Annotated in this window: 11 protein-coding genes; 2 read left to right on the top strand and 9 right to left on the bottom strand. The window is 44.8% G+C overall.

Annotated elements, in window-relative coordinates:
• Positions 1-38 precede the first annotated feature (38 nt).
• The 9 genes from RGB73_RS16180 to RGB73_RS16220 form a co-directional block, all read right to left on the bottom strand.
• On the bottom strand, positions 39-584 hold the full coding sequence (locus RGB73_RS16180; protein WP_310763552.1) for a TetR/AcrR family transcriptional regulator: 546 nt from the start codon (positions 582-584) through the stop codon (positions 39-41).
• Between the two features lie 931 nt (positions 585-1515).
• A complete protein-coding gene (locus RGB73_RS16185) occupies positions 1516-2331 on the bottom strand; it encodes an enoyl-CoA hydratase/isomerase family protein (protein WP_310763553.1) in 816 nt (271 codons plus the stop codon).
• A 32-nt stretch (positions 2332-2363) separates the two neighbouring features.
• Positions 2364-3428, bottom strand: coding sequence for an acyl-CoA dehydrogenase family protein (locus RGB73_RS16190; protein WP_310763554.1), 1065 nt, complete (start codon positions 3426-3428; stop codon positions 2364-2366).
• Entirely contained in the window at positions 3425-4579 is a 1155-nt protein-coding gene (locus tag RGB73_RS16195) for an acyl-CoA dehydrogenase family protein (protein WP_310763555.1), read from the bottom strand. Before RGB73_RS16195 ends, RGB73_RS16190 begins: the two co-directional genes overlap by 4 nt.
• 78 nt (positions 4580-4657) lie before the next feature.
• Positions 4658-4993: a carboxymuconolactone decarboxylase family protein gene (locus RGB73_RS16200; protein ID WP_310763556.1), complete on the bottom strand. Its 336-nt coding sequence runs from the start codon at positions 4991-4993 to the stop codon at positions 4658-4660.
• A 78-nt stretch (positions 4994-5071) separates the two neighbouring features.
• Positions 5072-6055, bottom strand: a complete 984-nt coding sequence (locus RGB73_RS16205; RefSeq protein ID WP_310763557.1) for an electron transfer flavoprotein subunit alpha/FixB family protein — start codon at positions 6053-6055, stop codon at positions 5072-5074.
• Positions 6056-6067: 12 nt separating this feature from the next.
• Positions 6068-6835, bottom strand: coding sequence for an electron transfer flavoprotein subunit beta/FixA family protein (locus RGB73_RS16210; RefSeq protein ID WP_310763558.1), 768 nt, complete (start codon positions 6833-6835; stop codon positions 6068-6070).
• Positions 6836-6910: 75 nt separating this feature from the next.
• On the bottom strand, positions 6911-8560 hold the full coding sequence (locus RGB73_RS16215) for a flavin-containing monooxygenase (protein WP_310763559.1): 1650 nt from the start codon (positions 8558-8560) through the stop codon (positions 6911-6913).
• 307 nt (positions 8561-8867) lie between these two features.
• Positions 8868-9620, bottom strand: a complete 753-nt coding sequence (locus tag RGB73_RS16220) for an SDR family NAD(P)-dependent oxidoreductase (protein WP_310763560.1) — start codon at positions 9618-9620, stop codon at positions 8868-8870.
• Positions 9621-9948: 328 nt separating this feature from the next.
• On the opposite strand from RGB73_RS16220, the gene RGB73_RS16225 reads away from it, so the two are divergent.
• Together RGB73_RS16225 and RGB73_RS16230 are read left to right on the top strand one after the other, a co-directional pair.
• The gene (locus tag RGB73_RS16225; RefSeq protein WP_396136109.1) at positions 9949-11139 is read left to right on the top strand and encodes a CaiB/BaiF CoA transferase family protein; all 1191 of its coding nucleotides are present in this window, start codon (positions 9949-9951) and stop codon (positions 11137-11139) included.
• Between the two features lie 45 nt (positions 11140-11184).
• Positions 11185-12159, top strand: coding sequence for an MBL fold metallo-hydrolase (locus RGB73_RS16230; RefSeq protein WP_310763563.1), 975 nt, complete (start codon positions 11185-11187; stop codon positions 12157-12159).
• The last annotated feature ends 70 nt before the right edge of the window (positions 12160-12229 follow it).

Here is a 12229-nt window from a genome sequence, read left to right on the forward strand (position 1 = left end):
TTGCATGCTCCTATTCACGTTATTACATATAGTCCTCCTTACAGATTTCTCTCCAAGAGTCTCCCCAGTTGCTCAGCCAAGACTTTATGATGAATGGGTCTTCCATTCGCAAACCACCATTCTACTAAGCCGACTTGTGCAGCTGCGATAAAATGAACGAGTACGTCTTTACGAAAACCCTCGTTCTTTCCTTGTGAAACATCTACCTCTTTGGTAACCTCTTCAATCAAGTAATTCAAAAATCGTTTGTGAAAATAAGGAGCTCCCTTACTGGTTAACATCAACGAAAAGAAGGAATAATGTTCTTCAAAGTATGCGGTCCAGATCTGAGTTGCCTCTATATATTCCAAGTCTGCTGTAACCTCACACACTTCCCGAAGCTGATTGATATGAGACTCGATCAGTTTGTCCAAGAGGTCATATTTATCCATATAATGAAGATAGATCGTTCCTCGGCTTACATTTGCTTTATCCGAGATATCTTGAATGGTAATTTCGTCAAAGTTTTTATCAGACATTAGCTCAATCACCGCATTCCTTAGAGCCTCTTGTGTTTTTTGTATTCTTCTATCCACTTTTGTCATAAAGTTGGCCCCTTTCTTAGGAAGATAATAAACAACTAATACGAATTTGTTCAGTGTTGTACAAACGGCGTAATTCTAACCATAGAAGGTTTTCTGTATCTGCTTATAATAATAAACATAAGTTGATTAATGAATCAACGTTAGTTATCTTTCTTGCTATCGTATTTCATCAAAAGAAGGAAATCATCAAGGGAACGATTATGATGTGTGAAAAAAACAATAAAACGATAAGGAGAAGTAAGATGAAAAAATCCATCACATTTCAAAATAGCTCTATTACAATGGCGGGAGATCTCTACTTGCCATAAGGATTTAATGAAAATAATCAGTATGCAGCAATCGTTACGGCCCATCCCGGCGGAGGTGTAATGGAACAAATTGCTGGCTTGTATGCCCAAAGCCTTGCCAACCAAGGATTTGTCGCTTTAGCATTTGATGCGTCTCATCAGGGAGAAAGTGGTGGGGAGCCCGTTTGCTTGAAGATCCTATCGCTCGAGTGGAGGATGTGCGGTGACCAAGCTAACAGAGTTCTTTGGAAAGCACGTATAAGAAGAAATGCCCTTAACAGCAAGTGAAGGAAAAAGCCGTTTTCCAGTTTAATAGGAAAACGGCTTTTTCCATGGATACCATATGCGATTATTGAACGGTTTGGTCCATCTATTGCAACATCCCATAGAAAACGACAGACGCTCGTTCGCGACTGCCGTCGTTATTTCAACTGCCTATCTCGTTGTTGAATCGATTTAGCAGCGTCCTCTCTAAACAGTTGCATTAGCTAGCAATTTACCTTTCTCCCCATTGCTTTTTCGCCTAGCCGTTGATGAATTCCAACTGGTTGGGATCGAGTCGGTCCCAAAGACAGAGCTTACTACAATGAAATCGAATTTTCCCCCGCTCTTAATCCTAGGAGTGTTCCCTTCCAAAATCTAACTTATTTAAAAATTGGTGTTCGCTTTTCGGAAATAGCCTTTATTCCTTCATGGTAATCATCCAACTCGGTTACAATCCCCATAGCAGATGAGATATAATCGAGAGAACTCCGAAGGTCCATCCGTAATCCTTGATAAACGGCTCTTTTGATAAAGCGCATGACTTCCTGCGGCCCTTCCACCAATTTTTGGATATAACTCTCAACAAAATCATCTAGTTCCTTATCGGGAACCACATGAGTGACCAAGCCCAATTTTTTAGCCTCTTCCGCTGACACGAAATCTCCTGTCCAAAGCATTTCCAGAGCCTTATCCAAGCCGATCAGTCGGGGTAACAGAAAAGCGCCTCCATCCCCGGGAACAATACCTGCCTTTACATAGCTCTCCGCCATTTTGGTGCTCTGAGCAGCAATGCGGATATCGCAAGCAAGAGCCATGTCCAACCCTGCGCCAATGGCCAATCCATGAATGACTGCGATTACGGGCTTATCAATCTCTTGGAGGATGAGAGGGATTCGCTGTACTCTCTTCCACAAGCTATTTTTGCGCGCCAAAGCGTTCGTAACCAAGTCACCAGCATCTGTATTGTTATAGAGAAACCCTTCTCCATTGATCATCGATTTGACGTCCCCGCCGGAGCAAAAGGCGCGTCCATTCCCGTTTAACAAAACAACCCGAATATCGTCTGAATCGCGAACCGTCTCCAGCGCATCAATCCACAAATCAATCATTTCCGTACTAAAGGCATTGAGCTTGTCCGGCCGATTCAAGGTAATACGGGCTATCCCGTTCTCCACTGAAAAAAGCAGATCACTCATCTCTTCCACTCCTTTTCATCAAAACCGCTAGCTTACGATCGAGTAAGGAAAGGCCATAGTCCATCGCGGCCGTTTTCCATGTATTCTTCTGCCAATTTTTCCGACCACTCGGTCTCTGTCCCAAATTCGTCTCTCCAAGACCATAGGCGACGGGTCGTTTGATGAAGGGTATGCTCATAAGTGAAACCAATCGCACCATGAATTTGATGAGCCATAGGCGATGCTGCCCCTACCGCTTCATTGATTTTGATCTTCGACATCGCAATTTCCTGTGATAAGAATCCGTTTTGAAAAGCTTGAACCGCGTAATCGGCGGCTGTGCTTGCAGCAGCTGATTCTCCTGCCAGCAAGGCGAGTTGATGCTGAACAGCCTGGAAACGGTGAAGCGGTTTGCCAAACTGGGTTCGTTCTGTCACATACGTCGCACATAATTCCAGCAACCGCTCAAGGGCACCCGCCATCATGACTATTCGAGCAACCGCTCCGCTGTATAAAAGCTTGTTGACGACCGTCTTCGCATCTACGGGAATCACCCGGCACTCCTTAACCAACCGATCCTCAAAGATCACGTTATCTCTCGCTTCCCCAGCGAGATTTTTTCCGTGCTCAATTCTTCCCTGCTCGGGGGAGATCAGGACCAAAACATCCTCCGAGTCGGTTCTTCCTAGCATGATCATCCGTTTGGCAAATCGTGCCCATGGAACAAAATTCGCTTTCCCAGAGATCACCCAGCCGTCCTCTTGCTTCTGCAAATAAACCCCATTTTCACTGCCAGGATATGCGACCGTAATCGGTTCATCGAAAACCTGCTCGCCTAGATCCGCCAACAGCCAGTTACCCAAGAAGGTCTCTGCCAATGGCACAGGAGCGGAATATTTCCCTGCTAGGCGGAGAATGCTGAAAGCATCCAGGTAGCTGCAGCCATTGCCTCCCAACTCCTCCGGAACGCCAACGGTTATCATCCCTGAGTCTGCAAGTGTACACCACAACTTAGCAGCCCAAATTCCTTGCTCTGATTCATTAACCAATTCTTTCGTACAAACATCCTTTAATATTTTCGTTGTAGATTGCATCAGCATTTGTGTGATGTCATTCATTGTCCGATTACCCCCTTTGCCACAATACCACGAAGTATTTCAGTAGTACCTCCGCGTAGTGTAAATCCAGGGGAATGTAGAATCGATTCTGCCATAAATTTATCAAACTGAGAAGACGAAGTGATCGATGGAGAGCACGCCACCAACAGACGGGCTACCTCAGCAACCTGCTGTTCAAATTTTGTCCCCATATCTTTTACCAAAGCGGCTACTAAATCTGGTGTTACTCCTTGTTCCAACATATTTGCAATACCAATAGACATTTGACGCAAGGTCCATAGACGGGATAGCATGGGACTGACTTGGGCGATTAAGCGTTTGTCACCCTTTTCCCTGAGGGCCCTTAGCAATTCTTCCAGCAAAGGAAATGTACTTAGAAAACGTTCAGGACCGCTGCGTTCGTAAGCCAGCTCAGCCATACCCTGTTTCCATCCATTTCCGATCTGGCCAACAACCATCTCATCAGGAATAAACACGTTATCGAAGAATACCTCATTGAAATGATGTTCCCCGGTCATTAGTTCGATCGGGCGAATCGTAACTCCAGGAGCCGCTAAGTCCACCAATAGCTGACTCATTCCTTCATGCCGTTTTTCCGGATTCATCGGCGAAGTCCGGCAAAGGGTAATCATATAGTGAGCATGGTGGGCACCACTGGTCCACGTTTTGCTTCCATTGAGAACCCAGCCGCCTTCTACTTTAACCGCCCTCGAACTTACGGCAGCCAGATCCGAACCGGCATTGGGTTCGCTTAGTCCAATGGCAAAGAAACATTCTCCTTTGGCGATTTGGGGAAGGAAGAACTCCTTCTGATGTTCCGTTCCAAATTTCAAGAGCAATGGGCCGGTTTGGCGATCCGCAATCCAATGGGCAGATACCGGGGCTCCCGCTGCCAATAATTCTTCAATGACGACATATCTTTCAATGGATGAACGTTCATGTCCACCATAACGTTTCGGCCATGTCATCCCGATCCAACCGCGTTCCCCCAACATACGGGAAAATTCAGCCGAATATCCACTCAGCCAGCTGTCACATCTGGGTTGAATGGTTCCTTTCTCAAGCTCTTGAAAGATAAATTCCCGTATTTCCCTTCTTACTTTTCTGATTTCTTCAGAAAGTTCTACGACCGGTAATTGTAAACTTTTCATTCGCTTCTCACCCCACTTTGAATGGTTCCGTTAACATGGCTGGCATGAATCCTTCTTCCACTAGGAAGCTGCCTATTTTTATGCTTCAATCCCTTTGGAAAACATTTCCTTTGCAACCATAATGGCAGACATCGCCTTTGGCCATCCGGCGTAAAAAGCAAGATGAGTGATGACTTCAATCAGTTCTTCTTCGGAGAGACTGTTTTCTTTCGCCAAATTCAAATGAAATTTCAGTTGCTCCGTATTGCCACCAGTTACCAAAGAAGCAATGGTAATTAAGCTGCGATCGCGGTTCGAAAGCTGCTCGCGCTCCCACAAATCTCCAAACAGAACATCATCGGTAAATCGTACTAGCTTTGGAGCGAAATCTCCTATCATTTTCTCGGCGGCAGAAGGTTCTTTTGTATTGGACATTTTTTTCCTCCTTTCTTCTTACCTGATAAATCAATTCGCACCAACTCATAGTTCCGGTGCACGAAGTAGTGGAGCCATTTAGGATGAAACAGCAGCTTCGCTCAAAACTTTTTTACATTCTTCCGTCAATAAAGGTACGACCTCAAACAAATCTCCGACAATCCCATAGTCCGCCAGCTGGAAAATAGGTGCCTCAGGATCTTTGTTTATAGCGACGATTACTTTGGAGTTTGACATCCCTGCTACGTGCTGAATCGCACCTGAAATTCCGCAAGCAATGTACAAATCAGGCGTGACCACTTTCCCCGTTTGTCCAATCTGCATGGAATAATCACAATATTCTGCATCGCATGCACCGCGAGATGCCCCTACCGCTCCACCTAACACATCAGCTAACGCTTGTAACGTTTGAAACCCCTCCGCACCTTTCACCCCGCGACCTCCAGAGACGACGACTTTCGCTTCACTTAAATCGACTCCGCCAACCGCTTTGCGCACCACTTCTTTCACGATTGTCCGCAGGTCCTTAATCGTAGGTTGGAAGGATACGATTTCGGTTCGTACAGGTGACTCTTTCACTGCGAAGTTGTTCGCACGTAGGGTAGCAAAGAGTATACCTTTCTTGAAGCTCTTTTTTTGGAAGGCCTTCCCTGCGTAGATCGGACGGGTAAAGATGACATTCCCATCCACGGATTCAACTCCCGTACAATCGGTAACTAGACCCGCTCCCAATCGGGCGGATGCTCTTGGAGCCAAATCTTTGCCGACACCTGTATGTCCCATTAAGACTACTTCGGCCCCTACCTCTTGAATCAATTGAACGAGCGCTTGGGTGTAAGCGTCTGTCGTATATACGGACAGGCTTGCCTCCGTACTGGTATACAGCTTATGTGCGCCGTACAGGGAAATCTCCGAAAGAATTTCTGTAGAATCATCCCCAAATAAAGCTGCGATAATCTCTTCTCCATCAGCAATCTGCTGGGCAACGGATAAAGCTTCCAATGATACCTGGCGCAACTTTCCATCTTTCACTTCTGTCAAAATGAGTACTTTTCTCCCCATTACTTTTCCCCCTTAGACCACTTTGGCTTCTGTACGTAGTAATTGGGCAAGCTCATAAACCTGCTGATTCAGGTCACCCTGCAATATGCGTCCTGCCTGTTTTTTTACGGGCAAATACTGATCGACGACCATCGTTCGCGACTGCGATTCTTCTTCAGATAAGCCAAGATCGGCGATTGAAATAATTTCCAATGGCATTTTCTTCGCTTTCATAATTCCGGGCAGGGACGGATAACGAGGTTCATTCAACCCTTGTTGGGCTGTAACTAACACCGGCAAGGAGACCTCAATCATTTCCAGATCCCCTTCTACGTCTCGTTCGACGGCTGCCTTTCTATCCACGAGTACGAGTTTCGTTATGCTCGTGACATGGGCAATGTCCAATTCTTCTGCAACACGGACAGCTACTTGACCGGATCCCGAATCCACCGCCATATTCCCTCCAAGGATCAGGTCAAACGGACGATTACGTATCGCTGCCGCTAACCATTTCGCGACAGAGAATTCATCGTATTCTCCGACTCCCGGCTCAATCCGCACAGCTTTATCCGCCCCCATCGCCAACGCCGTACGAAGTGCATTCTCAGAACGTGAAGGACCAACTGTTAAGACCGTAACCTCTCCACCGTTTTTTTCCTTTACTCTCACAGCTTCTTCGATGGCATATTCGTCATAGGGATTGATGACAAATTCTACACCTTCTTCACTGATTCTGCCATTTTGGATGGAAACTTTTTCCTCAGTATCAAACGTCTGTTTTGTCAAAACCAAAATATTCATACTACTCACCTTCTCTGGATAAATTTCACACAGACTCGATAAGCACCACATTTACAAAAATGGCAGCTGCAATTTTTAAACCTGGTGAGATTTGCTTACCAGATCGTATCCTTTGTAGCCCGCTTCCGCGACATTATCACAGATCGCACGGTATTTTCCTAAACCCCCAACGTATGGCATAAACACTTTGGGTTTTCCGGGAATGTTCGTACCGCTATACCATGATGAAGCGAGAGAATACAGTGTCGCATTGGCCTCCTTGTTAACCTCTTCCACCCATGCATTTTCCGCTTCAAGTGTTGGCTCAATACGATCGATCTTATGCTCGTAAATGAATTTGATACATGCTGTGATCCAGTCAACACCCTGTTCGATGGTAATCGGCAAATTAGCGAGCACGGACGGGCTGCCTGGCCCAGTGATAACAAACATATTTGGGAATTGATGGACTGTCATTCCGAGATAAGTAGATGGACCATTCTCCCATTTCTGTTTGAGAGTTATCCCGCCTCGGCCACGGATATCCATCCTGACGAGCGTACCGGTTATCGCGTCAAACCCGGTTGCAAATACAATGCTGTCCAGCTCGTATAGATCTTGTGTGGTTTGTATACCCTCTGGCGTTATCTTTACGATTGGCGATTTTTTGATATCGACTAGGCTGACGTTCTCTCGGTTAAATGTCTCATAATAATCCCAATCCAGCAGGGGGCGCTTTGTACCGTAGGGATACTCTTTCGGGCAGAGCAGCTCGGCGACTTCAGGATCGCGTACAATTTGACGGATCTTGGAACGAATGAACTCGGACGCAGTATCATTCGCCTCTTTGTTATACAGCAGATCACTGAAGCTATAGAGAAAATGATAGCCGCCTATTTTCCAAAGCTCCTCATAGATTTGATTTCTCTCTTCAGGTGTTACACCCAATGCATGCTTCGCCTTGGTCTCGTACGGAAAACCTGCATGTGCATTGCGCATTTTCTCAACCAATTTATCGTAGTTGGCTTTGATCTGCCGATCTTCTTCAGGAGTAATCGGACGGTTCTGCGCTGGACTCGCATAATGAGGTGTTCGTTGAAAGACGATGAGCCGCGCTGCGTCCTTGGCAATCTCAGGGATACACTGTAAGCCACTGGCACCTGTACCAATCACCCCTACCTTTTGGCCCTGAAAATCAACTGGTTCATGTGGCCACTTGCTGGTATGGTACCAATTCCCCGCAAAGCTCTCGAGCCCCTCAAATTTCGGTACATTTGCAGTGGAGAGGCAACCTACAGCATTGATGAAAAACTTCGCTGACATGCTGTCGCCACGATCAGTGCCCACCACCCATTTTCCTGATTCTTCATGAAAGACCGCTGAAGTAACACGCGTATTGAACTGGATGTCTTTCCGTAGGTCAAACCGGTCAGCAACATGTTTCAGATAACTCAGGATCTCTGGCTGAGTAGCGTAACGTTCACTCCAGCTCCACTCCTGGAGAAGTTCCTTGGAGAAAGAGAAGCAGTAATTATAGCTCTCACTGTCACAGCGAGCACCAGGATAACGGTTCCAAAACCATGTACCACCCACGTCATCGGCGTTATCAAAGACACGGATCGAGAGTCCTAATTCACGCAAACGGTAGAGCATATACAACCCTGAAAAGCCTGCTCCGACGACAATCGCATCAAATTCCGACCTTTCGTCTGTAGCTTTTTCAGAGTTTTGATGAATAGATGTCATCTCTATTGCCTCCTTTTTAGACACATAATTTTATGTTCGACACTTTGCGACTTGGAGAAGAAATCAGTCGAATGGTGATCGATTTTATTATACCGACCGGTTGGTATTTTAATATTATTCGGATAATTTTTTATTGTCAATATTCTGGAGATAAAAAAACAAGCTTGATCGTCAAGGGCTTATCATTTCCGTCTTCAACTTGCCAAGATATATGTCAAGCTCGCGTTTTTTATACAGTCACCTGGCGTAACATCCACGTAGCCGCTACTCCAATGACTACATGGTTAAATGGCAACCCTTTACTGCTTTATCCTCCCATATACCACCCACCATTCACATGAATCACTTGTCCGGTAATAAAAGCCGCTTCCTCTGACAGTAAAAAGGAGACAGTCGCAGCAATTTCCTCTGGTCTTCCTGCCCTACCCACAGGTGTATTTTTTATCCAGTCATTTAGCGTCTCTTCCGTAAAATAGGATTTTAGCCCCTCATGAAAAATAAAGCCTGGCGCAATGCAATTTGCAGTTACCCCCCGTGATGCCAAATCAAGAGCGATCGATCGTGTAAAACCAATGACTCCTGCTTTGGAAGCCGCGTACGGAGATTCCCCTTTATCAGGTGTATAAGCAAATTTAGAGGAAATGTTGATGATTCGACCGAATCCTTTTTCTGCCATTGATTGACTGAACGCTTTGGTTACATAAAAATTACTGTATAAATTAACGCGCATCACTAAATCCCAAAGCTTCGGATCAAAATCCCATACGTTATTCGCGGCTTTAATCGCTGCATTATTAATTAAATAAGCGATGTCAATTCCTTTATTGGCGAGTTCTTTCTGCAATTGTATAACCTGATTTTGATCAGTTACATCCACTTGATAAAAGGAAAAATGATGAGAAATCTTTTCATTGTCTTCCTTTCGTACCCATTCTTCTAACCCTTCCTTGTTTCTGTCACACCCCACTACGTAATACCCGTTATCTACCAATCTCCGTATGATCGCTTTTCCCAAACCCCCGGAGGCACCCGTAATGAAGACAGCTCCTCTTTCAGACATTTCCTATTCTCCTCCTTATCATCTTCATTCAAAACCTCGCTCCTAGCATGGATCAGATACTATACATTGTCATATCGCTGTAGTATACCAACCGGTTCGTATAGAAATATTATACAGCAGCCCCCTCTGACGAGCCAACATAATTTTATGAATATTGCTGCAAATCAAAATACATAACCATTCATTATCGACGTGCTACATTGACTTTTTCTATAATATTATTTTATATAGAAATCTGAATTTTTGAAATTATATTGATTACCCCTGAAAACAAAAGTAATATTATTATACAAACCGGTTGGTTTAATGTGAAAATGGGGTGAGTCTATTGACATTATTAAAAAATCTCAAAATACTAGATTTTTCGACATTGTTACCGGGACCGTACGCTTCGTTGATCCTTGCTGATTTAGGTGCAGACGTGCTGCGAATTGAAGCTCCAAACCGACCCGATATGGCGAGAATGGTCCCGCCTTTGGATGGTGACACTTCTGTCCTTCATCAATATGTAAACCGATCGAAACGCTCGTTAGCCCTGGATCTGAAAAAACCGGAAGCGGTACAAATCGTGAAACGATTAATCCAACAATATGACATCGTGTTGGAACAATTTAGACCTGGAGTTATGGATCGGTTAGGTTTGGGATATGAGGAGCTAAAGAAAGTCAATCCTCAGATCATCTACTGTTCACTTACCGGGTATGGGCAGACAGGGCCATACCGGGATCGTGCGGGACACGATATTAACTACCTTTCCATTGCTGGTGCGGCCAATTATACAGGTCCTAAAGAAGTAGGGCCAAAATCTCCTGGTTTGCAAGTAGCCGATTTGGCGGGAGGATCCTTATATAGTGTCATTGGAATTTTAGCTGCAGTCCTGCATCGAAATGAATTAGGCGAAGGGCAGGCCATTGATATTAGTATGTCGGATTCTACCTTTGCTTTGAATGCAGCAAACGGAGCCGGTTTTTTAGCTGGCGGAGTAGAACCCGAACGAGAAAGCCTGCTGCTAAACGGCGGAACTTTTTACAATTACTATGAAACAAAAGATGGACGCTTTTTTTCGGTTGGCAGTATTGAGCCAAAATTCAAAAAGCAGCTCTGCGAAGGGATTGGTCGACCCGAATTATTTTCTATTGGAATGAGTGAAGATCCAGAAGATGTGTTCACTTTTAAAGAGGCTGTCCGTGAAGCTTTCCTTTCAAAAACATTTGACGAGTGGTTGAGTATTTTCAGCGATCTTGATGCCTGTGTAGAGCCTGTACTGAAGTTCAGTGAAGCTTGTATGCACCCCCATATCCAGGAACGAGAATTAATTGTTGAGGTCCCCAAACCAGACGGGACTTCACAGAAACAATTGGCAAATCCCTTGAAATTTACCAGTTTTCAACCAGAGTATAAATATATCGGAAGAGAACTCGGTGCCGATACTACGCAGGTACTTAAAGAATTAGGCATGAGCGATAAGGAAATCGAACAATTGCAAGAGATAGGTATATTCGGTACGCCAATGTCCTAAACATGATCCCTCACTGCCAATTCTCACTTATAAGGAGGTTTTTCTATGACAGAATGGATTAACGGAGTTGCCAAACTATCAATACCGACACCCTTTCCAGTTGGTGATGTAAATGTGTATCTTCTGAAAGGGGATCGATTAACTCTTGTCGATACTGGACCGAATACGATCGATGCATGGGACTCGTTGCGTCAGCAGTTGAAATATCTAGGTGTAACAACGAGTGATATCGAGCAAATCATTTTAACCCACCATCATCCGGATCATGCTGGCCTTTTGGAATTTTTTCCCGTTTCAACCGAAGTTTACGGCCATCCCTTAAACGATAGATGGTTATCGCAGTTTGATTCTTTTTTAGCCGAACAGGACCCTTTCTTTGTACAACTTTGCAAAGAATTTGGAGCACCTGTTGAATATCCAAGTCAACTTGTCCGTGAAATAAAAAGGGATTATACCTATTCCAGTAATCGCGATCTTACCGGCCATTTGGTTACCGGAGCCACTCCACTCGGTCAAGGTGATTGGGTAGTGTTGGAAACCCCAGGCCATGCACAAAGCCATATCTCCTTATACCGAGAGAAAGACGGGGTTTTCATTGGGGGGGATCACTTGCTTCACCATATTTCCCCTAATCCTTGTCTGGAGCCTCCGTTACCTGGGGAAACTGAACGCCCCCAATCGATCTTTCAATATAACCAATCACTCTATGAACTTCTCAAATTGCCCATCCGGCTCGTATACGCGGGTCATGGAAAGGAAATTTACGATACCAACCAAAGAATCCAGGATAGCTTTTTACATCAACAGGAACGGTCAAGCAGAATAATGAAATGGTTGGAAACAGAATCATTAACAGCGTTTGAAGTCTGTCAGCGTCTTTTCCCCCATAATTATCAGCACCAATTATACCTTTCGATGTCTGAAACGGTTGCGCAATTTGACTATTTAACGGTTTTAGAGGGAATTCGTGTGTTTAAAGAAGGAAGCGGAGAGTACCGTTATTCGGCTCATTCAGGATAAACCAGCAATCACCAAAGACCCTCTTTCAAGGATGGAATAAAATTTTCGAATGAAGTAGACATTTAGAGTG

Source organism: Brevibacillus brevis, assembly GCF_031583145.1.
Classification (GTDB): domain Bacteria; phylum Bacillota; class Bacilli; order Brevibacillales; family Brevibacillaceae; genus Brevibacillus; species Brevibacillus brevis_E.

Coding starts and splice junctions, on each gene's coding strand:
- RGB73_RS16230 (WP_310763563.1), top strand. CDS start 11,185: ATGACAGAATGGATTAACGGAGTTGCCAAACTATCAATACCGACACCC.
- RGB73_RS16220 (WP_310763560.1), bottom strand. CDS start 9,620: ATGTCTGAAAGAGGAGCTGTCTTCATTACGGGTGCCTCCGGGGGTTTG.
- RGB73_RS16215 (WP_310763559.1), bottom strand. CDS start 8,560: ATGACATCTATTCATCAAAACTCTGAAAAAGCTACAGACGAAAGGTCG.
- RGB73_RS16185 (WP_310763553.1), bottom strand. CDS start 2,331: ATGAGTGATCTGCTTTTTTCAGTGGAGAACGGGATAGCCCGTATTACC.
- RGB73_RS16180 (WP_310763552.1), bottom strand. CDS start 584: ATGACAAAAGTGGATAGAAGAATACAAAAAACACAAGAGGCTCTAAGG.
- RGB73_RS16205 (WP_310763557.1), bottom strand. CDS start 6,055: ATGGGGAGAAAAGTACTCATTTTGACAGAAGTGAAAGATGGAAAGTTG.
- RGB73_RS16210 (WP_310763558.1), bottom strand. CDS start 6,835: ATGAATATTTTGGTTTTGACAAAACAGACGTTTGATACTGAGGAAAAA.
- RGB73_RS16190 (WP_310763554.1), bottom strand. CDS start 3,428: ATGAATGACATCACACAAATGCTGATGCAATCTACAACGAAAATATTA.
- RGB73_RS16195 (WP_310763555.1), bottom strand. CDS start 4,579: ATGAAAAGTTTACAATTACCGGTCGTAGAACTTTCTGAAGAAATCAGA.
- RGB73_RS16200 (WP_310763556.1), bottom strand. CDS start 4,993: ATGTCCAATACAAAAGAACCTTCTGCCGCCGAGAAAATGATAGGAGAT.